This window comes from Pseudoalteromonas sp. S3776, assembly GCF_005886915.1.
Taxonomy (GTDB): Bacteria; Pseudomonadota; Gammaproteobacteria; order Enterobacterales; family Alteromonadaceae; genus Pseudoalteromonas.
In genome coordinates, this window is the sequence record NZ_PNCU01000041.1 from 1 (window position 1) to 25879 (window position 25879).

The 25879-nt window shown below is 41.3% G+C and carries 24 protein-coding genes; 6 read left to right on the forward strand and 18 right to left on the reverse strand.

Annotated elements, in window-relative coordinates:
- Positions 1 to 55: 55 nt before the first annotated feature.
- The 3 genes from rpmG to radC all read right to left on the reverse strand — a co-directional run bounded on the left by rpmG (position 56) and on the right by radC (position 1404).
- Complete coding sequence (rpmG, locus tag CWC16_RS15505) at positions 56 to 211, reverse strand: 50S ribosomal protein L33 (RefSeq protein ID WP_004587947.1); 156 nt, start codon at positions 209 to 211, stop codon at positions 56 to 58.
- An 11-nt stretch (positions 212 to 222) separates the two neighbouring features.
- A complete protein-coding gene (gene rpmB / locus CWC16_RS15510; RefSeq protein WP_004587946.1) occupies positions 223 to 459 on the reverse strand; it encodes a 50S ribosomal protein L28 in 237 nt (78 codons plus the stop codon).
- A gap of 270 nt (positions 460 to 729) precedes the next feature.
- Positions 730 to 1404, reverse strand: a complete 675-nt coding sequence (radC, locus tag CWC16_RS15515) for a RadC family protein (RefSeq protein ID WP_055017537.1) — start codon at positions 1402 to 1404, stop codon at positions 730 to 732.
- 144 nt (positions 1405 to 1548) lie between these two features.
- On the opposite strand from radC, the gene coaBC reads away from it, so the two are divergent.
- The 3 genes from coaBC (at position 1549) to CWC16_RS15530 (ending at position 6349) form a co-directional block, all read left to right on the forward strand.
- Entirely contained in the window at positions 1549 to 2742 is a 1194-nt protein-coding gene (gene coaBC, locus CWC16_RS15520) for a bifunctional phosphopantothenoylcysteine decarboxylase/phosphopantothenate--cysteine ligase CoaBC (protein WP_138542170.1), read from the forward strand.
- Between the two features lie 101 nt (positions 2743 to 2843).
- A complete protein-coding gene (gene slmA, locus CWC16_RS15525) occupies positions 2844 to 3431 on the forward strand; it encodes a nucleoid occlusion factor SlmA (protein WP_004587943.1) in 588 nt (195 codons plus the stop codon).
- A 158-nt stretch (positions 3432 to 3589) separates the two neighbouring features.
- Entirely contained in the window at positions 3590 to 6349 is a 2760-nt protein-coding gene (locus tag CWC16_RS15530) for a S9 family peptidase (RefSeq protein WP_138542171.1), read from the forward strand.
- Positions 6350 to 6403: 54 nt separating this feature from the next.
- On the opposite strand, the gene CWC16_RS15535 is transcribed toward CWC16_RS15530, so the two are convergent.
- On the reverse strand, positions 6404 to 7315 hold the full coding sequence (locus CWC16_RS15535) for a tetratricopeptide repeat protein (RefSeq protein ID WP_249929290.1): 912 nt from the start codon (positions 7313 to 7315) through the stop codon (positions 6404 to 6406).
- 78 nt (positions 7316 to 7393) lie between these two features.
- Positions 7394 to 8578: a BaiN/RdsA family NAD(P)/FAD-dependent oxidoreductase gene (locus CWC16_RS15540; RefSeq protein ID WP_138542173.1), complete on the reverse strand. Its 1185-nt coding sequence runs from the start codon at positions 8576 to 8578 to the stop codon at positions 7394 to 7396.
- Between the two features lie 329 nt (positions 8579 to 8907).
- Between CWC16_RS15540 and CWC16_RS15545 the strand changes: the two genes are divergently transcribed.
- Positions 8908 to 11034, forward strand: coding sequence for a S8 family peptidase (locus tag CWC16_RS15545; RefSeq protein WP_138542174.1), 2127 nt, complete (start codon positions 8908 to 8910; stop codon positions 11032 to 11034).
- A gap of 45 nt (positions 11035 to 11079) precedes the next feature.
- Here the strand turns inward: CWC16_RS15545 and CWC16_RS15550 are convergent, their stop codons facing one another.
- From CWC16_RS15550 to rplU, 7 genes are all read right to left on the reverse strand, one after another.
- Positions 11080 to 11553 (reverse strand): peroxiredoxin, encoded by a 474-nt coding sequence (locus tag CWC16_RS15550; protein ID WP_138542175.1) that lies wholly within the window; start codon positions 11551 to 11553, stop codon positions 11080 to 11082.
- Positions 11554 to 11623: 70 nt separating this feature from the next.
- The gene (locus CWC16_RS15555) at positions 11624 to 13549 is read right to left on the reverse strand and encodes a methyl-accepting chemotaxis protein (RefSeq protein WP_138542176.1); all 1926 of its coding nucleotides are present in this window, start codon (positions 13547 to 13549) and stop codon (positions 11624 to 11626) included.
- A gap of 164 nt (positions 13550 to 13713) precedes the next feature.
- Positions 13714 to 14091, reverse strand: a complete 378-nt coding sequence (locus CWC16_RS15560) for a DUF3718 domain-containing protein (RefSeq protein WP_138542177.1) — start codon at positions 14089 to 14091, stop codon at positions 13714 to 13716.
- A gap of 78 nt (positions 14092 to 14169) precedes the next feature.
- Positions 14170 to 14661, reverse strand: coding sequence for a type 3 dihydrofolate reductase (gene folA, locus CWC16_RS15565; protein WP_138542178.1), 492 nt, complete (start codon positions 14659 to 14661; stop codon positions 14170 to 14172).
- 75 nt (positions 14662 to 14736) lie between these two features.
- Complete coding sequence (gene cgtA / locus CWC16_RS15570) at positions 14737 to 15888, reverse strand: Obg family GTPase CgtA (RefSeq protein WP_055014271.1); 1152 nt, start codon at positions 15886 to 15888, stop codon at positions 14737 to 14739.
- Between the two features lie 136 nt (positions 15889 to 16024).
- A complete protein-coding gene (rpmA, locus tag CWC16_RS15575) occupies positions 16025 to 16282 on the reverse strand; it encodes a 50S ribosomal protein L27 (protein ID WP_004587922.1) in 258 nt (85 codons plus the stop codon).
- Positions 16283 to 16298: 16 nt separating this feature from the next.
- Positions 16299 to 16610, reverse strand: a complete 312-nt coding sequence (gene rplU / locus CWC16_RS15580) for a 50S ribosomal protein L21 (RefSeq protein ID WP_004587921.1) — start codon at positions 16608 to 16610, stop codon at positions 16299 to 16301.
- Positions 16611 to 17031: 421 nt separating this feature from the next.
- Between rplU and ispB the strand changes: the two genes are divergently transcribed.
- A complete protein-coding gene (gene ispB / locus CWC16_RS15585) occupies positions 17032 to 18003 on the forward strand; it encodes an octaprenyl diphosphate synthase (RefSeq protein ID WP_055017550.1) in 972 nt (323 codons plus the stop codon).
- 88 nt (positions 18004 to 18091) lie between these two features.
- Here ispB and mdh read toward each other — a convergent pair whose 3' ends face one another.
- Positions 18092 to 19024, reverse strand: coding sequence for a malate dehydrogenase (mdh, locus tag CWC16_RS15590; RefSeq protein ID WP_055017551.1), 933 nt, complete (start codon positions 19022 to 19024; stop codon positions 18092 to 18094).
- Positions 19025 to 19249: 225 nt separating this feature from the next.
- Between mdh and argR the strand changes: the two genes are divergently transcribed.
- Entirely contained in the window at positions 19250 to 19717 is a 468-nt protein-coding gene (gene argR, locus CWC16_RS15600) for a transcriptional regulator ArgR (protein ID WP_004587918.1), read from the forward strand.
- Here argR and CWC16_RS15605 read toward each other — a convergent pair.
- The 5 genes from CWC16_RS15605 to CWC16_RS15625 form a co-directional block, all read right to left on the reverse strand.
- On the reverse strand, positions 19714 to 20613 hold the full coding sequence (locus tag CWC16_RS15605) for a Dyp-type peroxidase (protein ID WP_055017552.1): 900 nt from the start codon (positions 20611 to 20613) through the stop codon (positions 19714 to 19716). The two genes, argR and CWC16_RS15605, sit on opposite strands and share 4 nt — an antisense overlap.
- Positions 20614 to 20656: 43 nt before the next feature.
- Positions 20657 to 21703 carry an ABC transporter ATP-binding protein gene (locus CWC16_RS15610; protein WP_138542179.1) on the reverse strand — a complete coding sequence of 349 codons (1047 nt, stop codon included), beginning with the start codon at positions 21701 to 21703 and terminating at the stop codon, positions 20657 to 20659.
- On the reverse strand, positions 21704 to 23335 hold the full coding sequence (locus CWC16_RS15615) for an ABC transporter permease (protein WP_138542180.1): 1632 nt from the start codon (positions 23333 to 23335) through the stop codon (positions 21704 to 21706).
- Positions 23335 to 24339: a Fe(3+) ABC transporter substrate-binding protein gene (locus CWC16_RS15620; protein WP_138542181.1), complete on the reverse strand. Its 1005-nt coding sequence runs from the start codon at positions 24337 to 24339 to the stop codon at positions 23335 to 23337. The genes CWC16_RS15615 and CWC16_RS15620 overlap by 1 nt, the downstream gene beginning before the upstream one ends.
- Positions 24340 to 25115: 776 nt before the next feature.
- The gene (locus CWC16_RS15625) at positions 25116 to 25802 is read right to left on the reverse strand and encodes a tRNA-uridine aminocarboxypropyltransferase (RefSeq protein WP_138542182.1); all 687 of its coding nucleotides are present in this window, start codon (positions 25800 to 25802) and stop codon (positions 25116 to 25118) included.
- Positions 25803 to 25879 lie beyond the last annotated feature (77 nt).

Consider the following 25879-nt stretch of genomic DNA (forward strand, 5'->3'; position numbering starts at 1 on the left):
AAAAACAAAAAACCCAGCATAAGCTGGGTTTTTACAATTCTGAAAGAAAACTAAATTACTTGATTTTAGCTTCTTTGAAAATCACGTGTTTACGAGCCTTAGGATCGAACTTTTTGATTTCCATCTTTTCAGGCATGTTACGCTTGTTTTTGTCGGTAGTGTAGAAAAAACCAGTACCAGCAGTTGAAACTAAACGGATTTTATCGCGCATGATTCAGTTCCTTAAACTTTTTCGCCGCGAGCACGGATATCTGTAAGTACCGCGTCGATGCCTTTTTTATCGATAATACGCATACCTTTAGTAGTAGTGCGTAGTGTTACAAAACGTTTTTCACTTTCAACCCAAAAACGGTGTGTTTGTAGGTTAGGTAGGAAACGACGTCTAGTCGCGTTTCTCGCGTGTGAACGGTGGTTACCAACCGTTGGACGCTTACCTGTAACTTGACATACTTTAGACATGTCTATATATCTCCAATAACTTCGCTCGAGCTTAATTTAACCTAAGGCCATGTATTTGTGCCCTAGATAAATCGAAGGGCGCTCTTTATACAGCTTTTACAGGCAAAGATCAAATACTGATCTATCCAACCAGCTCATATGTAAATTTGATAGCGGCTAATTATAAAGATCGAATGCCCTTAGGGAAAGTAAAAACTGCATTTAAATTAAACTAATTTGCCAAAACACCTCAAACAGCTCATTTTTAACACACTTATTCACCAAGCAAAGTTAAATCAAGCCTCGCTGTGCAAATGAAACACACGTTTCTCCTCCCACAATAATATGATCAAGCACATTTATGTCTACCAATTGCAACGCTTGCTGTAATTTTTGAGTGATAAGTTTATCTGCTTGGCTTGGCTCGGCAATACCACTAGGATGGTTGTGCGCCAAAATAATAGCCGCAGCATTGTTTTTTAAGGCCGCTTTTAGCACCTCTCTTGGGTAAACGCTGGCTGAGTTTATCGTGCCATAAAACAATATTTCGTCTTTTACCAAACGGTTTTGACTATCAAGGTAGAGCACCATGAACACTTCTTGCTGTAACCCACGCATTTGCAGTGTTAAATATTCATATACCGCATTTGGCGAATTAAACACCGCATCGCGCTGGCAGCGCTCCTGCATGTAACGCTGACTTAGCTCAAGCACAGCTTGCAATTGCACATATTTTGCCATCCCTAAGCCTTTTTGCGCACAAAACTCATCTTGGCTGGCGTTAAATAAATTATGCAATGTTTTATTTTCGTTAAGCAGGTGCTGCGCAAGCTCAATAACATTCATGCCAGGTAAACCCGTACGCAAAAAAATTGCTAATAACTCCGCATCGCTCAAGGCTTTAGGTCCTTTAGCAATGAGTTTTTCACGGGGGCGAAGTGAATTAGGTAACGAAGTTAATTGCATTATTCATCCTTGATGATTAAAAAATAGTCATATAACTGTAATGCAAATTTCAAAATTAGCCTGATTATTTAATCTTAAAAACTTAGCTCAAAGCACAAAGATTTGTTATTTTAGCCTACATATATACTCAAGCTGAAAACACTCATGACTAACTTATCAAACAAAAAAATTGTACTTGGCATCACCGGCGGTATTGCAGCCTATAAGTGCGCAGAGCTCGTTAGGCGTTTAAAAGACGCAGGTTGCGAAGTAAAAGTCGTTATGAACGAATCAGCTAAACACTTTATAACTCCATTAACCATGCAAGCAGTGAGCGGCGAGATAGTGTCTGACTCATTACTTGACCCCTCAGCTGAAGCTGCAATGGGCCATATAGAATTTGCAAAGTGGGCTGACTTAATTTTAGTCGCACCTGCAACGAGTAATACTATTGCCAAAATGGCTGCAGGCATTGCCGATGACTTACTAACCACGTTATTACTGGCAACCCCCGCAAAAGTAGCAATAGCGCCTGCAATGAACCAGCAAATGTATGCTCACCCTGCTACACAAGCTAATTTGGCAACGCTTAAATCTCGCAATGTATTAATTTGGGGCCCTGGCAAAGGCGAGCAAGCCTGTGGCGATGTAGGTGCTGGGCGCATGCTAGAGCCGCATGAGCTTGTAGCTTTGTGCACGGCCACAGAGCAGCTGCAATTATTAGCGGGTAAAACAATTACCATTACCGCTGGGCCAACACGTGAGCCACTTGACCCTGTACGCTTTATCTCTAATCACAGCTCAGGAAAAATGGGCTATGCCCTTGCACAAGCTGCGTTAGAGCTTGGTGCTAAGGTTAATTTAATTTCAGGCCCAGTGACTATTAAAGCCCCTGCTGGTGCTAATTTAATAAACATAGAAAGTGCTGAACAACTTTTAAACGAGTCATTAGCCTATGCCGTACATTCTGACGCTTTTATTGGCTGTGCAGCAGTTGCCGACTACAGAGCAGCGAATGTAGCTACTCAAAAAATGAAAAAACAAGGCGATGAGCTCACCCTTAGCCTTGTTAAAAACCCCGATGTTATTGCCGCCGTTGCAAGCTTAGAGCAAGGCCGCCCTTATACAGTAGGTTTTGCAGCAGAAACACAAAATGTAGAGAGCTACGCAAAGGGTAAACTTAAAAATAAAAACTTAGATATGATTTGTGCAAATGATGTATCAAAAAGTGGCTTAGGCTTTAACTCCGATCATAATGCTTTAACACTTTATTGGCATAATCAAAGCGTAGAATTACCAGCAACAAGTAAAATAGAAATTGCGCATCAAGTGATCGAACAGCTCGCTAAACATCTATAAAAATGCTGGAAACAAACTGAATAAAACATTAACATAAGTCACTCATTTGAACAGAAAATGACTAGCCCCAGCTAAAAATAACAAATAAAAAAGGAAGGTTCATGCCTGCGACAAAAAGAAGTAATCGCAAAGAGCAGATACTGCAAGCCCTCGCGCAAATGTTAGAAACCAGCCCAGGACAACGGATTACAACTGCAAAGCTTGCTGCTGAAGTGGGCGTGTCTGAAGCGGCGCTTTACCGCCACTTCCCAAGTAAAGCACGTATGTTTGAAGGCCTAATAGAATTTATCGAAGACACACTTTTATCGCGCATCAACCTGATTTTAGAAAACGAAAAAGAAAGCCAAACACGCGTTTATAATATTTTATTATTACTACTCACCTTTGCAGAAAAAAACCCAGGAATTACACGTATACTTACCGGCGACGCCCTACAAGGCGAGCAAGAGCGTTTACGCGAACGTGTACAAGGTTTATTTGAAAAACTAGAAACGCAATTTAAACAAGTACTGCGCGAGCGAAAGCTTCGTGAAGGAAAAACCTTCCAAAGTGACGAACTTACCCTGGCTAACTTTTTACTAGCCTATGTTGAAGGTAAAATGAACCAGTTTGTACGCAGCGACTTTAAAGTAAAGCCAAGTTCGCAATTTGAAAAACAATGGCCAGAGCTACAAAAAATTTGGTTATAACCTTACTTTATTATTTTACCGTTAGCGCTAGTTATTCGCGCTAACGCTTACCCTTTCGTCCCTTTTCTTATACCGCTTATCTGATCCGCTCGAAATATAAAGCAAACTCGCTACAATACTTATTACATTAAAAGTACTGTGAAAAACGAGAATCAACAATGAAAACAACGCTCACCTTTTTAAGCTCAGCTCTGCTTGCAAGTTTGGCAAGCCCAGCTGCTTGGGCTCAAAAGCCGTTAGAATTTAAAGATGTATTCGATTTTAAATACGCAAAAAACACACAACTTTCAGATGATGGTAAAATCCTCAGCTTTAGCGCTAAGCCTTATCGTGGCAATGCAAACGGGCAAGTTTATGACTTAACAACTAACACCCTCATTAGCACTGTAGAGCGCGGCACCAAGCCCGTTATTAACAAAGCAGCTAACTGGGTGGCCTTCACACAAGTGCCAACGCTTTTAAAGCAGGAGACCACTAAAAAGAAGTCTGAGCTAAAAAACAACCTTATATTAATCAACACTCAAACTGGCGAAAAACAACAATTTGCCGACGTAAAAGATTATGTATTAGCTGATAATGGCCAGTGGCTTGCTTACCGAGTTGATCAAAAAGCTGAAAAAGACGAAACCAACGACAATAAAACAGAAGAAAAAAGCGAGATCACGCCAGACAAAAAAGATAAAAGCTTTGAGCTGGTTATTGTCGATTTAAAAAACAATACAACACATAGCATAAATAATGTATTTAGTTACGCCCTAAGCCCTAAAGCCAGCCAGTTACTCGCAAGCCAAAGTTACAGCGATGGCAATAATAATCAAATTGTACTACTTGAACTAAACAACAACTTTGCACAAAGTGTACTAATCGATGAGCCTGGTGTTGTTGCGCAAACAATTGTGTGGCACCCAAGTAAAGATATTGCAGCATTTAGCTTAGGTAATTATGTAAATGACGATACACGCCGTAGGCAATATGAACTAAAACTTTGGCAAAATAATACCCTTAGCACTATCGACTCCCCTAATAAAGACTGGGTAATAGGCAAAACAGCAAAAATTACATTCTCCGAAGATGGCGAGCGTTTATACTTTGAAAACCACCCAAAACTTGCTGCAAAAGTAAAAGCAAAAGAGTACACCGACGAGGCCTCATTGTATGACTTTGACACAATTCGTGAGCATAAAGGGCTGAAAGTTTGGCACAATAACGACGCTCAGATAAAACCACGCGAAGAACAACAGTGGAACAAGGTAAATAAAAACCGCCATTACAGCGCAGTTTTACATTTAAATAGTCAAAAAACAGTACAGCTTAGTAATGAAAAAGTGAGCGATTTAGCGCTTAACACTAACCGTAGTCAAAGTGTATTAGGCTATTCAAACCAAGCGCATCTTGAAAAAATAATGTACGGCGGCTTTTTTGCCGACTACTACAGCATCAATGTAAATACCGGTGAGCAAACAGTCATTGTTAAAAACTCACCGTTTACACCAAGCCTTGCGCCAAATGGTCAGTACGCTGCTTATTTTGCTAATAGCCAAGTTCAGCTTAAAAATTTAAAAAATAATAAAGTAACCGCGCTTAGCAAAGCCATTAATGCCACCTTTGCAGATGACAAGCACGACTACCCGTCAGCGCAGCCTGGTTATGGGTTTGCCGGTTGGTTATATAACAGCAGCCAAGTATTAGTGTATAGCAAATACGATATTTGGGCGTTTGATGTAGATACCCAGCAAGCAACCCAACTTACAAACGGTAAAGATACAAACACCCAATACCGCGTAATTCAGCTAGATAAAAACCTAGTTGGCTATAATAAAGACGACACGTTGCTACTATCGGCTGTGAACTTACAATCAAAACAGCGTGAAGTTGCTAAGCTCGACTTAGGCTCAAACACAGTCACTAAAGTACTTAACGGTAATAAACGCTTTGATGTAGTTAAAAAAGCAAAAAATGCCGATAAATACCTATTTACCGAGCAAACTTACCAACAATTCCCTGATTACTACCAAACTGATTTTAGCTTTTCAGCGCCTAAAAAGGTGACTCATTTAAACCCACAAATTGCTGATTTTGCCTGGGGCGAAAAGCCAGAGCTAATTAGTTATAAAGGCTTTGACGGCGAAGACTTACAAGGGGTATTAATTAAACCTGCCGGCTACAAAAAAGGCGATAAAGTACCGGTTGTTGTGTACTTTTACCGCTATATGAGCCAGCGCATGTACGATTTTCCTAAAATGGAGCTAAATCATCGTCCTAACTTCCCTATGTTCACCTCAAATGGTTACGCTGTATTTTTGCCTGATATTCGCTTTGAAATAGGCCACCCAGGTAAATCGTCAACGCAAACCATGATAAACGCCACACAAAAGCTTATAGATTTAGGCATAGCCGACCCAGATAAAATAGGCCTACAAGGGCACTCATGGGCGGGTTATCAAAGTGCATTTATGATCACTCAAACAGATATGTTTAAAGCGGTTGTATCTGGCGCACCGGTATCAAACATGACCAGTGCGTATAGTGGCATACGTTTAAAGTCGGGCCTTGCACGTCAATTCCAATACGAAACCGGACAAAGCCGTATAGGTAAAAACTTATTTGAAGCACCCGAGCTGTATATAGAAAACTCACCAGTGTTTTTTGCAGATAAAGTAAATACCCCTATTTTAATTATGTTTGGCGATAAAGACGATGCAGTGCCTTGGCACGAAGGCGTGCAATACTACTTAGCACTGCGCAGAGCGGGTAAAGACGCGACCTTTTTACAATATGAAGGCGAACCACATCATTTAAAAAAGTTTCCTAATCAGGTCGATTTTTCAGTACGTATGATGCAGTACTTTGATCATTACTTAAAAGGCAAGCCAGCCGCTAAGTGGATGACAGAAGGTGAACCGTTCGTTGAAGAGTAAGTAATACTCAATAAGATCTTTTATAAAGTTCTAGAGTTAGTTTATTAGTTAGTCTTACGACTCTGTTAGGGCTTGTTGCAGCTTGCTATACAATGCAGCATGCCCTTTACCAAACATAGTGGCGTTTCTATCAATTTTACTAAGCCATTCTTTCGCTTGTGCTTTTTTACCTATTTGTAAATATACCTGCGCTAAGCGCAAGCTATAAATAGCGTGGTAAATACTTTGCGGCTCTATGTAATCAAACGCTTTTTTATAATAGCTAATAGCCTCTTTATAATTTTTATTTTGATGATAACTGTAAGCTAAATTACCACTCGCAAGCACTATTTTAGCGACATGATTTGTGCTTTTTATGGCGTTATAGGCCATTAAATTACTACGTATAGCTTGCTTGTATTGCTGCCAATTTAAGTAAATATGCGCTTTGTTAATATGCAGCTCTAAATGAAAAATAGGATCATTGTTTTTTGCAAAGCGCTGCTCGGCATCTATTAGCAAACGCATGGCGGCTTTTTTACTTCCAAACACATAGTGCAAGTTAGCCAACTCCACCAGCCTTAGCGGATCGCCAAACGCATTATAAATATCGTCTAACTGGGTAAATGCTTTTGCTGCATACGCTTTAGCCTCTGCTTTTTTGCCAATATAATTAAGTGCTTTAGCGTAATAAAAATACATTTGTAGCTTAAATACATCGGGCAGCTTATCTTGCTCTAAAAACGGAGTAATTGCGTTAAGTAAGTTTTCGAACTGTTGGTAGTCGTAGTAGTAATCAAATTGGTAGGTTTTTAGTTTAAACCACTGTGGAGGATTACCTTGGGCTTTATTAAGGCGCGTTTCAATATAAGTTAAGCAGTGTGTTTGGGGCTGTTGCAAGCAAAACACTTCATGATCGCTGTAGTTTTCAGATGCTAATGCATTAAAACTGGTAGCGGCAATACTTAACAGCAAAAATATACGCACTGATATTACACTCTTCAAAGTTACCTTTAATTAAGAGTGTAATATTTTTATCTCACCTATCACAATACGCTGAAATACTTATGCGTATTGCCCACATGCAAACCCACAACTCCACGCATATTGGAAGTTATAGCCGCCAAGCCAGCCCGTTACATCGGTTACTTCGCCTATAAAATATAAGCCTTTGGCTTTTTTAGCTTCAAAGGTTTTAGAACTAAGCTCGTCTGTATCAACACCGCCTAACGTTACCTCAGCGGTACGATAGCCCTCTGTGCCGTTAGGCTTTATTTGCCACGCGTGAATATAATTTACCAGCTCATCTATTTGGGCATGGGTAAGTTGATTAACATTACAATCAGGAATAGCTTTGCTGTCGTGCAGTATGTCTATAAAGCGTTTGGGTAAAATAGTTGCCAGGCTATTTTTTAATGACTTTTGAGATTGTGTTTCTCGCCAAACGGCTAGTTGCTGTTTTAAATCGAGCTCAGGGAGTAAGTTTATCGTTACTGCCTGCCCTGCTCGCCAAAATGAGCTTATTTGCAATATAGCAGGGCCCGACAAACCACGGTGGGTAAACAAAATATTCTCTTTAAATACTGTGCCGTCTTCGCTTGACACTTCGCACGGTATGCTAATACCTGAAAGCCCTTCAAAGCGCTCTTTATCGTGTTGGTGCAAAGTAAATGGCACTAGCGCCGCCATGGTAGGTAGTACGTTTAAGCCAAACTGCTCTGCAATTTTATAGCCTATGGGGGAAGCGCCAAGCTTGGGCATTGTTAAACCGCCCGATGCAATAACTAACGACTCGCATGTTAAGGTTTCTTGCTCTGTAGTAACGCTGTAGCCAGATTCAGTTTTAGAAACGCTTAGCACTTCGCTGCGCAATTTAATAGTAACACCTGCCCACTCGCATTCAGTAAGTAGTATATCGACTATATCTTGCGCGCTGTTATCGCAAAAAAGCTGGCCTAAAGTTTTATGGTGATAAGCCAAGCCATGACGGTCTACCAGCTCAATAAAATCGTGTTGCGTGTAACGGCTTAAGCACGATTTAACAAAGTGAGGGTTACTGCATAAGTAGTTCTCTGGACTGGCATTTTCATTGGTAAAGTTGCAACGCCCACCGCCACTGATTAAAATTTTTCGGCCTGGTTTTTTACCCATATCAAGCACTGTAACGCTGCGCCCGCGATAACCGGCCTGTGCTGCACTCATTAATCCGGCTGCACCTGCGCCAATCACAATTACATCTACTTGATTCATTACTTTACCTTACTAAAAAATTTGCTCGATTATAGCAAAGTTTAGCTAAACACCCTGAACAGAATTTATTGTTAATTTTATAGCAACAAATGTAATTACGCTTAATTACCCTCCATATTAAAGCAGTTAAAGCCACTAATACTTAAACCTTATTTTGTTATTTAATAACAAATACTAAAATGCTGCAAAACCGCTAACTGCCTAAGTTATAACCAAAAGAAATAGGTACATAAGTAATTGGTATTTTAAAGAAGTTAACAGATCATTTACCTTTGTTTCTGTTTCGTAATCAAGCATTACGAATTGACTAATAACAACTAGGGATAATTATGACAACAAGTAAATCATTTAAGCGGTGCGCTATCGCGCTCACTATTAGTACGGTATTTGCAGCATCTGCAAGTGTTGCTCAAGATGTTTCAACCTCAATGGCAGAAACCTCAGCCAAGCTACAAACCCAAGCGGGCTTTGAAACACAGTTTATTATTAAATATAAAGATAGCGCGAGCGATATGTTAAGCATCTCGTCAGCTGATGCTAGCCCCGCAAATATGAAAAAGCGTGCTCAGCGCTTTGTAAAAAATTTCGCTTCTAAAAAAGGCAAAGTGAAAGCGAAATATATTCGTGCAATGGCCCTTAATAACCACCACGTAATGCGCGCAGATAAAAAACTGAGCGCCGCAGAAGCACAAGAGTTTATGCAAGAAATGGTTGATTCTGGCAATGTTGAATACATTGAAGTGGATCAAATGTTAAAACCATTTGCAACGCCTAACGACCCTCGTTACGGCGATCAATGGCACTACTACGAGCAAGCTGGCGGGCTTAACTTACCGACTGCTTGGGATACAGCAACAGGCAGTGGCGTAGTGGTTGCGGTACTTGATACTGGCTACCGCCCACATGTTGATTTAAATGCTAACATTTTACCGGGTTACGATATGATCTCTAACCTATCGGTAGCAAACGATGGCGGCGGTCGCGACAGTGATGCACGTGATCCGGGTGATGCTGTAGCTGCTGGCGAATGTGGAAATAACAGTGCACAAGGCTCAAGCTGGCACGGTACGCATGTAGCAGGTACGGTTGCGGCTGTTACTAATAACGGTGAAGGTGTTGCCGGTGTAGCCTATGATGCTAAAGTGGTGCCTGTACGTGTACTTGGTAAATGTGGTGGTTTAACATCAGACATCGCAGATGGCATTATTTGGGCATCTGGCGGAAGTGTATCGGGCATTCCTGCTAACCCAAATCCTGCTGATGTAATTAACATGAGCTTAGGTGGCAGCGGCTCGTGTAGCTCTACCACACAAAATGCCATTAACACGGCACGCAGTAATGGTGCTGTTGTGGTTATTGCTGCCGGTAATGATAACGATAACTCAGCAAACTATAACCCAGGTAACTGTAGCGGCGTTGTCAATGTTGCCTCTGTAGGACGTAACGGCGGGCGAGCGTATTATTCAAACTACGGTAGCAATATTGATGTTGCAGCTCCGGGCGGCGCACAAAGCTTTGCAAACGATTCTGAAGGGGTTTTATCAACCTATAACTCTGGCTCATCTACACCATCAAGCGATAGCTATGCGTTCTCTCAAGGTACATCAATGGCAGCACCTCATGTTGCCGGTGTTGCAGCCCTGATAAAGCAAGCTAAACCAAATGCGACCCCAGATGAAATAGAAAGCATTTTAAAATCAACCACCCGCTCTTTCCCTGCCACGTGTACAAGTTGTGGTACGGGTATTGTTGATGCAGCCGCCGCAGTAGCTGCTGCAAGTGGCGGTTCAACACCCCCTACAGGTGGCGATAGCGAACTGACAGATGGCGAAGCGAAAACAGGCTTAAGCGGTGCTGCAAGTTCACAAGCGTATTACACAATGACAGTACCAAGTGGCGCAACGAATGTGACATTTACTATGAGTGGCGGGAGCGGCGATGCAGATTTATACGTGCGCGCTGGCAGCCAACCAACGACATCAAGCTACGATTGTCGTCCGTATAAAGGCGGTAATAGCGAAGAATGTTCTATTGATAACCCAACCGCTGGTACATACCATGTAATGCTGCGTGGTTACTCTGCTTACTCTGGTGTTAGTTTAGTAGGTAATGTAACTGGCGGCTCTACAGGGGGTGGTTCAAGCACACCCGAAGCCGGTGGCGGCACGGTAAGCGATGTAACAGCTACAACAGGTAATTGGAAGCACTACACTTTAGATGTGCCAGCAGGAATGAGTACATTTACAGTCACCACCTCAGGTGGTACAGGTGATGCTGACTTATTTGTTAAGTTTGGCAGCCAACCTACCGCATCTAGCTACGATTGTCGCCCTTATAAAAACGGCAACGCAGAAACATGTACATTTAGTAATCCGCAAGCGGGTACATGGCATTTAAGCGTTAACGCTTACAGAACCTTTTCAGGTTTAACTTTAAGTGGCCAATACCAGCCATAATTAAAATGGCCCTAAGTGCATGCACTTAGGGCCGTCATAAATCGATTATAATGCTTCTAACACAGACTCAGCACGGCTCACTAAAAACTCTTTGTCTTTTTCAACAAATAAACCGCTTACTACGTTGTCATCAACAATCATTGCATAGCGCGTAGAACGTGTACCACCAAAACCGCCGGTGTCTTTATCAAGGCCTAATGCTTTAGTAAAACTGGCATCGCCATCTGCAAGCATATCAATTTCTTGCGCATTTTGAGACTCTCCCCATGCTTTCATTACAAACGCATCGTTTACTGATACACAGTAAATTGCCGCAATACCTTTCGCTTTAATTTTATCACTAAGGGTTATAAATTCAGGTAAATGCGCATTTGAACAGGTAGGCGTAAATGCACCGGGTACAGCAAAAAGTACAACCTTTTTACCGTTAAAAAGCTCAGCGTTAGTGTGAGTTTGCATGCCTTCGTCTGTTAGCTGCGTTAATGTAACTGCGGGTAACGTTTGGCCTTGTTCAATCATGATAAATCCTTAAAGCATTTGATTAATGGGCCTACAGTATAACGCTAATTACCCCTGTGTTAGCAGGTATTTATAAGCCAAGGTTTACTTTTATAGTTTGCATTTGCTGTTGTAACTGGCTGCGAATATCGTCAACCAGTAGGCTTGATTCACTTACTTGGCCTTTCATGCTTTGCATTGACTGACTAAAGTTATCCAGTAAAGTACTTTGTTGTTTAGCCAGCTCCATGGCTTCAAAGGCCACCTTGTTGGCTTGCTGAGCGTTGTCGGCCACGCCTTCTGAATTTACTTTTAGCTCTTGTGCATTTTGTGTTTGCGATTGTGCACCATCGGCTAAGGCCGCAATTTGTGTAGATACTGTGCCCGACTTTTCGCTCAGTAGTGTGAGTTGCTCCTTAATATCGCTCAATGAGCCTTGAGTTTGACGTGCTAGCTGCCTTACTTCATCAGCAACTACTGCAAAGCCTCGTCCGTGCTCACCCGCACGAGCTGATTCAATTGCCGCGTTAAGCGCAAGTAAATTAGTTTGATCGGCAATATTTCGGATCACTTCAATAATTTGCCCAACGCCTTCAACCCCAGCTAACAGCTCTTGCAGGTTTTGCATACTTTGCTCAACCCGTGTTTGCGTATCTGAACTGGCATTTAGCATACTCTGCGCAAAGCCTAAGCTTTGCTCCATAGCACTAAAGGTAGTTTTTGCGTTATCTGCTACTTGTCCATTAATGTCGTTAACGTGTTCGCCAATTTTTTGTATATCGGTAAGTAAGTGCTGATTTTGTTCAACCTGCCCATGACTTGCTGCAGTTTGTTGACTAATCGTATGCAAGTGCTCGCTCATTTGTAACATAAAGCTATTCACTACTTTTAACATTTGAGCACGCTCATGCGCTTCTTGTCGTTGCCGCTCAATAAGTTGGTTAAAATAACTGGCTATTTCGCCCACCTCTGTTTTTGGGTTTTTGCTTTGGATATTTTTAAGCTCATTACTTTCAATTAAAAAGGCAAACCCGTCTCTGAGTTGCCTTAATGGGTTGAGCACTTGGTTACGCTGCCCAATATAAACCCCTGCGGCTAGCATTACCAAAGCGCCAATAGCAAAGCAAAACACCCAAAATACCTTTTCTTTAAGCGCGCTTTGCTGTTGTTTTAGTTGTTGCTCTGCATTAATAACCGTTTTAGATAACAGGCTTATTTGATTACGAAGTGCAGTGCTGCCTGCTTCTCTAAGCTGTGCTTGTTCAAGGGTGTTTGCTAAATCGCGTGGATAACGGTTAGGCCAACTAATAAGCTCTGATTTTATTTCATCGGCTAAGTCTTCTGCTTCTTCATCAAAAAACAAGGCATCCTCGTCCACTTCGCTCATAACGCCTAAGTTTGGTAGTTGCGCTATTTGCATGGCTAACGAGTTCAAGTTAGCAACACTTTGCAGCAAGCTCTGCTTAGTACTTGCCTCATAGTTCATAACTAGCTGGTAAGTAAATAAACTAAGGTTTACAACTTCGTTGTAATAATCAGCGGCAAGAGAGTAGTAAGCCAGTGCGTTAGCATTTTGGTTGGGTGATTTTTTAGCGTAACTAATTAATGACGACGCTGATCCCATCATTTGTCGTATTGCGTTATCAAGCAGTGCAGTTTCGTTGCCTGAGAGTTTGCCAAGCGCCCTGTATTTGCCTTTAATATCAGTATCTAAATCACTTAACTGCTTACTGAGTTGTAGTGCTAACATGCTTGGTAGAACCTTAAGCTGCAGGCCTTTTACTTGCTCAATTAAAGCCGAGGATTGATTTAAGTATTGGCTATCTCCTCGCTCGAGGTAGGTTCCTAAAAAATCAGCTAAATCGACTACAATAGTGTTTTTTAATTCACTATACGCGCTATCTTGCTGCTCAAGTTTAAGTAAGGTTTGGCTTGCCCAAAATAATGTAATAGCTAATAAAATACTGGCTAGAGTTAGCAAAATAGCTAATAACCGAGTAAAAGATGAAACGCGCATAAATAACTACCCCTCGTGTTTGTGCGCGTAGAGTATTAACTATTTATGACAATTTAATGTAAGTAATCCAAAGCGGGTTGGTATTAGTATAAATATACGAGTAAAGCATTAAAAATTAGACATAAAAAAACCGCGATAAACGCGGCTTTTTTTATAATTGCTAATTAAAGGCCAGCACGGTCTTTAATTACAGCAATTAACGGTGAACCACCGTGGCCATTGCCTTCAGCCCACGCTATATCAGCGCCATCAGACAGTGCGCTTTTTGATAAGTTTTTAACTATATACTCGCCAGAGTCAACAGCGTTACTAGCTACAGCATGGCGAAGTAAATTATTACCGTTACATTGAATAGCATCGTAAATATTGCGAATTTTTACACGTGAGCTTTTTAGTTTACTACGTAAACGGTTTTTATCATCAGCTGCGATATATTCACAAATAGATACTGCTAATTGGTCATTGGCTTTAGCAGGCACGGTATACATTAACGAACCAGCAGCAACGGCTGTAATAACAATTAGCTTTGACAATTTAAACATGAAACACCCTTTATGGTACTTTTTACCTATGTTGATTGTCTAATATTGTACCAACCTACTGTAAGTTTCGCAATAATGTTAATCTTTTTTATATAAAGTTACGAATTTATAACTATATTGATTCTTTTCATCGGGTTTATTTGACTGTTCGTCGACGCTTTCCCACGTTGCTACCGCTTGGTAATCTGGAAACTGCGTATCCCCTTCAACCTCCAAATCTATAAAGGTTAAATATAAACGTTCGGCACTTGATAAAAACTGCTGATAAATATTACCACCGCCAATTATCATTACCTCCTCTTCGGCTTTAACCAGCTCCAGCGCTGCCTCTGGGGTAGTAACCGTCTCAATACCTTGGGCGCTATACTGGCTATTACGGGTAATAATTATGTTGCGACGCCCTGGTAAAGGGCGCCCAATTGATTCGAATGTTTTACGTCCCATAACGACAGGCTTGCCTGTTGTTACCTTTTTGAAATGCTGTAGATCGGCGGGTAAATGCCACGGCATTTTATTATCAAGACCAATTACACGGTTATTTGCCATAGCGGCAATCATTGAAATTATCACATTAAATACCTAGTACTTTATTCTTAAAAATATAAAAAAAGGAGCTTGAGCTCCTTTTTTAAAAATATGTTTTTATTAACGCTCGTAGACCACTTCTACATCGTAGTCGTCTTCGTCCCAGTCGTCCCAATCATCGTCGTCATTCTTAGTCGCTTTTTGATGGTAAGTATCCCACTTAAACTCAACTTCCTCGTCTTCGATTTCTTCGAATTTCTCTTTAGGCATACTATCAAGTAACGCCATAATATCGTGAATTAACGGCTGAGTATTAAGCTTATTAACTGCAGAAATACGGTAAACGTTTTCTTCTTCACCTAGCTCTTGCGCAATTTGCTCACACAAGGCTTGCGCTTCATCTTCTGGTAACAAGTCTATTTTATTAAACACTAACCAGCGTGGCTTTTCTGCAAGCTTAGGGCTGTATTGGTGTAGCTCGTTAATAATCGCAAATGCATTATCAACAGGGTTTGAACCATCAACAGGCATAACGTCAATCACGTGTAACAAAACACGACAACGCTCTAAATGCTTCAAAAAGCGAATACCAAGGCCTGCACCATCTGAGGCACCTTCAATTAAGCCCGGAATATCAGCTATTACAAACGATTTGTTAGCCTCTGGACGCACAACCCCTAAATTAGGAATCAGCGTGGTAAACGGGTAATCAGCGACTTTAGGCTTTGCTGCCGATACACTACGAATAAACGTTGATTTACCTGCATTTGGTAACCCTAAAAGGCCTACATCAGCAAGGAGCATAAGCTCTAACTTAAGATTACGAACCTCGCCTGGTGTACCCAACGTTTTTTGACGCGGAGCACGGTTGGTGCTTGATTTAAAACGTGCATTCCCCAAGCCATGGAAACCACCTTTTGCAACCACAATTTTTTGACCATGCTGCGTTAAATCGCCTAACGCCTCTTGGGTATCTACATCGGTAATACGTGTACCAACAGGTACTTTCACTACTAAGTCTTCGCCCTTTTTACCTGTACAGTTACGGCTTTGACCATTAGTACCACGCTCAGCACGGTGAAAACGCTCAAATTGGTAGTCAATTAGGGTATTTAAGTTTTCATCAGCTTGTAGATAAACACTACCACCGTCTCCACCGTCACCGCCGTCTGGACCACCGTCGGGTACATATTTTTCTCGACGGAAAGACACGACACCGCTGCCGCCGTCACCAGCTTCTGCGCGAATTTCTACTTCATCTACAAACTTCATGATTACTCACTTTAGGGATTGGCTTTAATTTAACTATTATATACCCAAGCCAACACAAATGCAGGCTTGGGTATATATTTGATACATCTGAAAACAAAAAACCCCGCAAAGGCGGGGTTTTTTACTACCTTACTGATTACTCAGCTACGATAGTTACGTATTTACGGTTTAAAGGACCTTTTTGTTCAAATTGAACTTTACCATCTGCTTTTGCGAAGATAGTGTGGTCTTTACCGATACCTACGTTTGCGCCAGCGTGGAAACGAGTACCACGTTGACGAACAATGATGCTACCCGCTAGAACTGATTCGCCACCAAAACGCTTAACACCTAGGCGTTTGCTTTCTGAATCGCGACCGTTACGAGTACTACCAGCTGCTTTTTTATGTGCCATTTCTAAGTACCTCTAATTAAGCGCTAATGCCAGTGATTTTAACTTCAGTGAACCATTGACGATGGCCCATTTGCTTACGAGAATGCTTACGGCGTCTAAATTTAACAACCTTAATCTTCTCACCGCGACCATGTGAAACAACCTCAGCTGTTACTTTACCACCGTTTACGAACGGTACACCGATCTCGATTTTCTCACCATCAGCAACTAAAAGTACTGAATCAAATTCAACTGCTGCACCAGTTTCAACGTCTAATTTTTCAAGACGAATCGTTTGACCTTCAGTCACACGATGCTGTTTACCACCACTTTGGAAAACCGCGTACATAATTAACTCCGTCTGTGCGCCCTCAAATCGACGCAACTAAAATATTCTTCGATAGGGCGCGAAGTTTACGCTAATGCATAAAAACTAGCAAGCCTATTTTGTAATTAAAATGAATAAAAAGTAGCTGCATTGAGAGCAATTCAATATTTCCCCCATTTTATATTAAATTGCCCTGTTGCCAAGCGCTTTTTAGCGTAAAAATAAAATAAATTTCCGTGCAGCGATGCCTGCTCTAGAACCTACTAACTGAATAATAAACACCCACAAAAAGTCTATTAAATACACAGTTAAATACGCTAATTAAGCACTAATTCAGGTTTTTAACTCGGTTTTTTTAATGAATCGTCACAAAATATCGAGCTAGTGCATTTTTTGTTGTACAATCGGCGCCGTTCACACATAAAAATTGGCTCGGAGATCAATGGATATAAAAGCTATCCAGGCGTTAATCGAAAGCGATATGAATGACGTCAATCAACTTATACACGCGCAAATGCGCTCAGATGTGGCGTTAGTCAATCAACTTGGGCTGTACATCGTTAACAGCGGTGGCAAACGCGTACGCCCTATGCTTGCTCTATTGGCTGCAAGAGCTTTGGGCTACCAAGGTAAAGATCACATTACCTTAGCAACAATTGTTGAATTTATTCATACTGCAACGCTATTACACGATGATGTTGTTGATGAATCTAACCTACGCCGTGGTACACCTACTGCTAATGCCGAATTTGGTAACGCTGCCAGCGTGTTAGTTGGGGATTTTATTTACACCCGCTCATTTCAGCTGATGGTGGGACTTGGTAAAATGCAGATTATGCAAGTACTTGCTGATGCAACCAATGTTATTGCCGAGGGCGAAGTATTGCAGCTTATGAATTGCAACGACCCTAACACTACCGAAGCAAGTTACATGCAGGTTATTTATTCTAAAACGGCTAAATTGTTTGAGGCCGCTACAGGGCTTGCGGCTATTATTACCGAGCAAGATAATAGTGTGCTAGATGCGCTTAACTTATACGGTATGCACTTAGGTACTGCTTTTCAATTAGTTGATGATGTGCTTGATTACAACGCAGACGCTGACCAGTTAGGTAAAAATATTGGTGATGATTTAGCAGAAGGCAAACCTACCTTACCATTAATCTATGCTATGCAGCATGGTAGTGATGAGCAAAGAGCCCTTATTCGAGATGCTATTGAACATTGCAATGGTATGGATAACCTTGAGGCTATTTTAACGGCTTTAAAAGAAACCAAGGCGCTTGAATTTACAATGCAAAAGGCGCAGCAAGAAGCGGATAAAGCGATAGCCTGTTTAGACTTTTTAGCTGAATCACAGTATAAGCAAGCATTAATAAGCCTAGCGCGCATTGCTGTAGAGCGAGATCACTAAGGTCCTAGCCCTTAATTAGTAAAGGGTAATAATTTTCGAGCAATAAAAAAGCCTGCATATGCAGGCTTTTTTGTATGAAATTTGGCTATTACGCCATGAAATCGACACCTTCTTTGATGTCTTTTTTCAGCGTTTCAAGCATATCGTTTTTAGCTTTTTCTTCAAATGCGCTTAGCTCGCCGTAAGAAAGAATTTCTTCTACGCCGTTTTTACCTAAACGTACTGGGTGAGCAAAGTACTCTGCATCACCATTTTCAACAGCAACGTATGCGTAATCTACTACGTCTTCACCTTGTAGGCCTTTAACTAAAGACATACAAAAACGTGCTGCAGCAGCACCCATAGAAAGTGTAGCTGAACCACCGCCCGCTTTAGCATTTACTACTTCAGTACCTGCATTTTGGATACGTGGAGTTAGTGTAGCAACTTCTTCTTCGGTAAAGCTTACGCCTTCAACTTGAGAAAGTAGAGGAAGAATAGTTGTGCCAGAGTGGCCACCAATTACGGGTACTTTTACTGATGCTACGTCTACGCCTTTAAGCTCAGCAACAAATGCTTCTGAACGAATTACGTCAAGCGTAGTAATACCAAATACACGGCTTGCATCGTAAGTACCTGCTTTTTTGAATACTTCAGCAACGATTGGCACAGTGCCATTTACTGGGTTAGTGATAACACCCACTAATGCTTTAGGGCAGCTAGCAACAATGCCTTCTGCTAATGTTTTGATGATACCTGCGTTTACGTTAAATAAATCCGCACGATCCATACCTGGTTTACGTGGCATACCCGCTGGGATAAGTACGATATCACACCCTTCAAGCGCTTTATTTAAATCGTCTGCGCCAAAACCTGCTACTTTAACATCTGTAGGGATGTGTGATAGGTCAACCGCAACACCTGGTACAACTGGTGCAACATCGTAAAGTGATAATTCAGAACCAGCTGGTAAGCCTGTTTTTAATAATAAAGACAACGCTTGACCGATACCGCCTGCAGCACCTAATACAGCAACTTTCATTGGAATTCTCCGTAATTTGAGGTAGGAAATATTTGTGGCTCTTAAGATAATGAAATTAGCGACTAAAAACAAATTTATCCTGCTTATTTCAGGTATATTTTCGACCATAGTTGTAAACTTTGTTGGTTTATCGCAGCAAACTGGCAAGTTAACTAAACAACTGCTGCATAATTATTCATTTTTGTGTAGAATTTGCATTATAAATAACAAAAATGAATAAAGACTATGCAACCACAAGACAAACAAGAAGCACTGGTAAAAGCGTTTAAAGCACTTTTAAAAGAAGAGAATTTTGGCTCGCAAGGCGAAATAGTCGAAGCATTAAAAGAGCAAGGCTTTGACAATATAAGCCAGAGTAAAGTGTCGCGTATGCTTAGCAAATTTGGCGCTGTGCGTACCCGTAATGCTAAACAAGAAATGGTGTATTGCCTTCCCGCAGAAATGGGCGTACCAACAGCTAAAAGCCCACTGCGCCAGCTTGTTATTGATATTATGCATAACGAGATGATGATTATTATTACCACCAGCCCAGGCGCAGCGCAGTTAATTGCTCGTTTGTTAGATTCTTTAGGTAAAGCTGATGGTGTTTTAGGCACAATTGCTGGGGATGACACTATTTTTATTGCGCCTGCAAAAATTTCTGAAATTGACATTACGCTTGAGCGCGTACGCATTTTATTTGATACGGTTTAAAGCTGCTTTAAAAAACTAACTGACGGCGCAAAAAACGCTGAGCCCATATCGGCTTGAGTAAAATCAAGCCAATGGTCGTAACACTCTCCTTTTCCTATGCGGCTGTTAAGTACCTTTTCAAACGCACTTCCCGATGCAGAGCATGTAATACTTAGCATACCTTGCTCATAAACATCGCCATACGGCATGCTTTGGTTAAGCAATATTGCTTGGCCGCTCTCATTTTTTAGCTCACTTCTAGTGGCGTGGCTAGTATCTACCTTAGGCTCAATTAAAGTGTTATCTAAACGCGTGCGCCCCATAATATGCTCTTGCTCACTGAGTGATAAATGCTGCCATACACTCAAGTCATGCTTATAACGCTGGACATGAATATAACTACCTTGGTGTTCAAAGCTGTCGGGCTTATTAACCAGCGCAGTGATTCGTTTTTGCCGCCCATGCGGGGTGTCGCCTGCGTAAATAAAGCCGTTAAAGTCTCGCCCATCTAAAAACCTAAAGTTGCGAATTTGTTCAACCAGCTCTACATCGGGCGAAAACAACTTTAATATTTGCAATGCAAAAAGGTGATTAACATCTTCTCGGTCTGAGCGAATTTGGATAAATAAATCACAGGGCTGTACGCGCATAACAAAATCGCTGTGATTTATATTAGGAAAGCTTTGCAGCTCGCTTGGGATATATTCAGGTAGTATATGCGGCCAATATTGCGCGCCTATGGCCACCATGCAAGAGAGCATGGCCTCGGAGAACTGATCACTAAACTCTTCTTCAATTGCGCTTACGCGCTTAAGCTTTGCGCGCAATGACTCGTCTTGACCATCAAATACATTAAAAAATAAATGCAAACCGTGTAAGTTTGCTTCAGCACAAATCCCAGATTGCGCTTGCGCCATTGTTATTCCTTAGCTTTATAAAACACAGCGAATAACACGTTTGTTATGATTCGAAAAAATTCACCGTGTGAGGTTTTATTTTTATTATAACCTGCTCATTTATTTCAAATGACTGGCCATATTGTGCGGCAACTTCAATCTCTTGATCTGCAATTAAAACAGTGTAAACATAAGCCGAACCTATAAACCGACGGCTTAAAATGCTCACACTTTGAGGGTTATCAGCCTGCGTATTTTGCGCAAGCTCAATATGGTGCGGACGTATATACACCAGCCCTTTTATTGCACTGTGCTTATGTTCTTGCTGCGATTCCACAACACCATAAGCGGTTTCGTATTCAGTTGCCGTTAACACTTCTGCGCCTAAGTATATGCCCTGACCCAGAAACTCTGCAACCTCCTTTGTCTTTGGCTTGGCAAAAAGCTGCTCTGGCGTACCTTGTTGGGCTATTTTTCCTTGATGCATTATGGCCAACGTATCCGAAAACGCAAAGGCCTCTTCTTTTGAGTGGCTAACAAACACCGCAGAAACCTGCTGCGCTTTAATAATGCGCCGAATATCAGCAATTAACTCAAAACGCACTTGTGTATCTATGTTCGAAAAAGGCTCATCAAGGAGCAATAAGCTAGGTTTATAAGCCAGCGCTCGCGCAATAGCGACACGTTGCTGCTGGCCACCTGAGAGTTGATGAGGGTAGCGTTTTGCACAGCCAGTTAAATGCACCAGCTCCAGCATTTCCTCTACCCGGTGCTGTTTTTGAGCTTTACTTATTTTACTTAGTCCAAATGCGATATTATCGGCCACACTGAGGTGCGGAAACAGAGCATAATCTTGAAACATCATCCCAATATTACGATGCTCTGGAGAGACAAATGTATCCTTATCGCTTACGCATTTGCCCTCTATAGATACACTCCCCTGCTTTACTTCAATAAGGCCAGCAATGGCTTTTAAGGTGGTTGTTTTACCGCAGCCACTGGCACCAAGTAAACACACTATTTCATCTTGACCCACCGTTAAATCCAAATTGTTTAACACCGGTGTGCCATTGTAGTGATAACCTACACCTTGTAAATTTAAACGGCTCATTTAACTGTGTTGCTCCATAGAACGGTTAATAAAATACAAGGGGATCAACCCAACCAAAACAATAAATAAAGCGGAAATAGAAGCAAGCTCAAGCTGTTCATCGCTCACGTATTGAAATACGTGTGTAGCTAAGCTTTCAAAATCAAAAGGCCTTAATAGTAAAGCGGCTGGCAGCTCTTTCATACACTCAATAAATACAAGTAATGCTGCCGTTAAAAGCCCTCGTCGTAATAAAGGAAGATGAACTAGACGCAGTGTTTGCCCTTGGCTTTTACCCATAGATTGGCTAGCCATATCTAGTGATGGGCTAATACGTACAAAACTCGATTCTATCGCACCATGCGCTATGGCATAAAAACGCACTATGTAAGCCAATATAATAGTGACAATGCTACCGGTCAGTAATAAACCTATATCGAGGTTGTAGCTCTCAAGGGCTGTGTTTATTGAGTTCTCTAATACGCTAAGCGGTAATAACACTGCAATAGCCAGTACCGTACCTGGCAGAGCGTAGCCGGTGCTTGCTAAGCGACCTGGTATTAAAGAGTAGCCTTGCTTTGCCACGCGCTGATAAAAAACGATTAGTGTAGCAAGTATTATGCTGGCCACACTGACAATAATAGCCACTTTTAAACTTTGCCACGCGTAACTAAAAAATGCGGTGTTCCACGCTTTCTCAAAGTAAGTTATTGCATAATTTAGCAACACAAACATAGGTATAATAAAAGCAATGAGTAAAATAACACTGCAAAATGACGTAGCCAACCATGCATGTTTACCTTTAAGTTTATACAACGACTCGCTATTAACGCCCGACTGGCGCTCAAATACGGCCTGGTTACGCCGACTAAAGCGCTCCGCCATTAACGCTAAAAATAGCAGTAACAACATAACGCCTGATATTTTTGCTGCAGCTGTGAGTGAGTAATAACCAAACCATGTATCGTACACTGCGGTGGTTAATGTGCTCACTGCAAAGTAGCTCACCGTTGCATAGTCGGCCATGGTTTCCATGCTAATAAGCGCAAGGGCAGCCACAATTGAGCCACGAGAGAGTACTATGCTTACCTTAAAAAAGCTTTGCCAAGGCGATAAGCCCATTAATTGGCTCGCTTGCACTAACTTAAATGACTGCTCTCGCAGTGCGGTTTTAAAAATTAAAAATAAATACGGATACAGCACAAGTGCAATCATCACGATAGCGCCTGGCAAAGTGCGAATATCAAAAAACCAATAATCCGTTGGCGAGTGCCAATTAAACCAGTCTCTAAGGGCAATTTGAACCGGGCCTGCGTAATCTAGCAAGTCGGTATACACATAGGCTATTAAATAGGTAGGCATTGCAAGGGGCAGCATAAGCGCCCATTCAAATTGCTTTTTTCCGGGGAAGGAGCAATACGCACTGAGCCAACCAAGCGGTAGCGCAATTGCACAGCTAAGCAGGCATACGCCAAAAATAAGCAATACAGTATTGGTAATATAATCCCACAGCACGGTATCCCACAAATGAGAAAATACTTCTGAATCGCCTTGTAAAGATTCATATATCAAAAAAAACAGCGGGGCCGACAATAAAAGGCCTGTCGACCAAGCAAAGAGCTGCCATTTAGACAGCTTAAATATAAAATTCATTAAAGGTCGAACTTCACCTCATCTATTAGCTTAAGGGCTAACGGACGATATTTACTGATTTCATCGAGTGCTAGGCCATCTTCTTTAAAGCTCCCCCAAGATGCAACTAAGCTTGATAGCTCAACACCTTGCTTAACTGGGTACTCCATATTTACAGAGGCATACATGTTCTGTGCTTTGGTTTCGCTCATAAACTCAATAAGTTTAAGGGCATTACCAGGATTTTTTGCATACTTAGTAATAACAGCTCCCGATACATTAATGTGTGAGCCGCGATTTTGCTGATTAGGGAAATTAATATAAACAGACTCAGCCCATGCTTTTTGTTCGTCGTCTTGAAGCATTTTGCCAAGGTAGTAGCTATTTCCTAAAGCAAGGTTGCACAAACCTTCTTTAACCGCTTTGACCTGCGCGCGATCATTGCCTTGTGGCTTACGTGCTAAATTAGCTTTGACACCTTCTAGCCATGTTTTAGTTTTTGCCTCGCCATGGTGAGCAATCATCGAAGCAACCAAGCCAAGATTATAAGGGTGCTTACCAGAGCGAGTACAAATTTGCCCTTTATACTGAGGGTTTGCCAAATCTTCGTAGGTAAGTTCAGGTAATGCACCTAGGCGCTCTTTTGATGAGTACACATTACGTACTCGCTTAGTTAACGCCACCCACTGCCCACCACTATCTCTGTATGATGCGGGGATATTATTTTTAATACGATCGCTGTTAATACTTTGCGTTAAATTTAGGTCTTCTAGCTGAATGAGTGCACTAAAGTTAGATGTTAAGACTAAATCGGCTTTACTGTGTTTTCCCTCACGCTTAACGCGCTCTATTAACCCTTTTTTTGCAAAAACTACATTCGTTTTAATGCCCGTTTGTTTTGTAAAATCGTCTAAAATTGGTTGAATTAGAAACGGTTGACGAAAAGAGTAAATATTAACAACATCACTCGCAAATGCAGGTGAAATGCTAATAATACAGGTGAGTATAGCCAATGCAGTTCTCATATCAGTGTACCTAAATAGTCTTTATTTACAGGGAATTTTATCGCGATAAGTGAAAATATACACTCTTTACATAAATGTAAATAAGTAATTAATGTACAAAACAGAAATACTGCGTAAGACATCTCTTACAGGGGTGACAGCTAATGAGTAAAAAAAGCGATAACAACTAGTTAGAATTACTATAAGATATTGTTTTTAATTAACATTATTAAAATTCTCATATTTTATAAGTAAATCTATTACCGTTTTAACCTATTTTAGTTGCATCAACACGCTACAATTACTACATCAACCAAGCAGTGATGCTTATCGAGTAAATGGAAATGGACTGCTTACTCGAACAACCAATGATTAGGTTACTACGGACAACACGGAAATTAGGACAGGCTCAGGATGAGTATCGCAATGGATTGTTGCACAAAGGAACGTATCAGGATGATACAGTAAGGATAACAACATCGGATAGTTGTTTAACAGGAAGTTACATGGAATTAAATGGACAGACCCTTGAGGCAACGCAATGGAATTGTAAATTAACGGACTGCACTAGGACGTGCTAAAAGGAATGGGTAATAGTTTTTACCAATACAGGATGTACAGGGATTTAAAGGAGATAGGCCCGGATAGCCTAAATTACATAGAACTAAAAAGTAATATCGTAATCACATGGATAAGTAAAAATTGGAGTTGATTAAGTTCAATTGCAGGATGCAAAATTAGAAGATTCCGCAAGCGCGCCTAGAGATAGAGCGCGCTTTTCTTTGTCTAAAATTAAGTTACTGTGGCCTGCCCTTATTTCGCTTGCCAAGTAAGTACGCATCACGAAATTTTATAAAGTGTCGTTCAAGCTTTAAGGCGGCATCTTGCTCACCTGCGAGCGCTAACACCATAATGCCTACCTCAGCAGTGCCTAACTGATAAGCGTGAGGTGCAACGCGTAAACGGTAATCTGATAGTTTATCAGCCGTGATCGACAGCACAGGTAAATTATCAAGATACGGGCTTTTACGGATCATTTTTTTAGCTTCACGCCAAGTGCCATCTAAAAATATAAATAATGGCTTTTTACCAGGCGTAATATTTACTTCGGTGGTTGCTCTGCCCGGCTCTACATCTTCAGCTGGAAATATCACCATAGGTTGATAATCAGCGTTGTTTAATAAGGCTAATAGCTCAGCATTTGGCGCTGTTCTATCCCATCTGAATGCATAGTTATCTGGGACTATTTCAGCTATTAAACGCCCTGTGTTTGAGGGTTTAAAACTTTCGTTATGATACATTAATAAACATACAGCAGCATCGCACTGCGCTTGCTCTACACCCTCACATATACAGTAATGCTTAGCTATTAAACATTGCTCACAACGGTCCATTTTACCACCGCGGGCATTAAACTCACGGCGCGATTCGCTAATTTGCTGAGCACGTAAAACTAGTACTGAGTTGTGTTGGGGATTTTTCAAGGGGGCTATTACCTAAAATTTGTTCGGCGCGTATTGTAGCTAAAATAAAAGGGAATAGATATCAGCTATCAGCTATC

Excerpts from the sequence above, each read along its gene's own strand:
- rpmG (WP_004587947.1), bottom strand. The coding sequence starts at position 211 with ATGCGCGATAAAATCCGTTTAGTTTCAACTGCTGGTACTGGTTTTTTC.
- rpmB (WP_004587946.1), bottom strand. The coding sequence starts at position 459 with ATGTCTAAAGTATGTCAAGTTACAGGTAAGCGTCCAACGGTTGGTAAC.
- radC (WP_055017537.1), bottom strand. The coding sequence starts at position 1,404 with ATGCAATTAACTTCGTTACCTAATTCACTTCGCCCCCGTGAAAAACTC.
- coaBC (WP_138542170.1), top strand. The coding sequence starts at position 1,549 with ATGACTAACTTATCAAACAAAAAAATTGTACTTGGCATCACCGGCGGT.
- slmA (WP_004587943.1), top strand. The coding sequence starts at position 2,844 with ATGCCTGCGACAAAAAGAAGTAATCGCAAAGAGCAGATACTGCAAGCC.
- CWC16_RS15530 (WP_138542171.1), top strand. The coding sequence starts at position 3,590 with ATGAAAACAACGCTCACCTTTTTAAGCTCAGCTCTGCTTGCAAGTTTG.
- CWC16_RS15540 (WP_138542173.1), bottom strand. The coding sequence starts at position 8,578 with ATGAATCAAGTAGATGTAATTGTGATTGGCGCAGGTGCAGCCGGATTA.
- CWC16_RS15545 (WP_138542174.1), top strand. The coding sequence starts at position 8,908 with ATGACAACAAGTAAATCATTTAAGCGGTGCGCTATCGCGCTCACTATT.
- CWC16_RS15550 (WP_138542175.1), bottom strand. The coding sequence starts at position 11,553 with ATGATTGAACAAGGCCAAACGTTACCCGCAGTTACATTAACGCAGCTA.
- CWC16_RS15555 (WP_138542176.1), bottom strand. The coding sequence starts at position 13,549 with ATGCGCGTTTCATCTTTTACTCGGTTATTAGCTATTTTGCTAACTCTA.
- CWC16_RS15560 (WP_138542177.1), bottom strand. The coding sequence starts at position 14,091 with ATGTTTAAATTGTCAAAGCTAATTGTTATTACAGCCGTTGCTGCTGGT.
- cgtA (WP_055014271.1), bottom strand. The coding sequence starts at position 15,888 with ATGAAGTTTGTAGATGAAGTAGAAATTCGCGCAGAAGCTGGTGACGGC.
- rpmA (WP_004587922.1), bottom strand. The coding sequence starts at position 16,282 with ATGGCACATAAAAAAGCAGCTGGTAGTACTCGTAACGGTCGCGATTCA.
- rplU (WP_004587921.1), bottom strand. The coding sequence starts at position 16,610 with ATGTACGCGGTTTTCCAAAGTGGTGGTAAACAGCATCGTGTGACTGAA.
- ispB (WP_055017550.1), top strand. The coding sequence starts at position 17,032 with ATGGATATAAAAGCTATCCAGGCGTTAATCGAAAGCGATATGAATGAC.
- mdh (WP_055017551.1), bottom strand. The coding sequence starts at position 19,024 with ATGAAAGTTGCTGTATTAGGTGCTGCAGGCGGTATCGGTCAAGCGTTG.
- argR (WP_004587918.1), top strand. The coding sequence starts at position 19,250 with ATGCAACCACAAGACAAACAAGAAGCACTGGTAAAAGCGTTTAAAGCA.
- CWC16_RS15605 (WP_055017552.1), bottom strand. The coding sequence starts at position 20,613 with ATGGCGCAAGCGCAATCTGGGATTTGTGCTGAAGCAAACTTACACGGT.
- CWC16_RS15610 (WP_138542179.1), bottom strand. The coding sequence starts at position 21,703 with ATGAGCCGTTTAAATTTACAAGGTGTAGGTTATCACTACAATGGCACA.
- CWC16_RS15615 (WP_138542180.1), bottom strand. The coding sequence starts at position 23,335 with ATGAATTTTATATTTAAGCTGTCTAAATGGCAGCTCTTTGCTTGGTCG.
- CWC16_RS15620 (WP_138542181.1), bottom strand. The coding sequence starts at position 24,339 with ATGAGAACTGCATTGGCTATACTCACCTGTATTATTAGCATTTCACCT.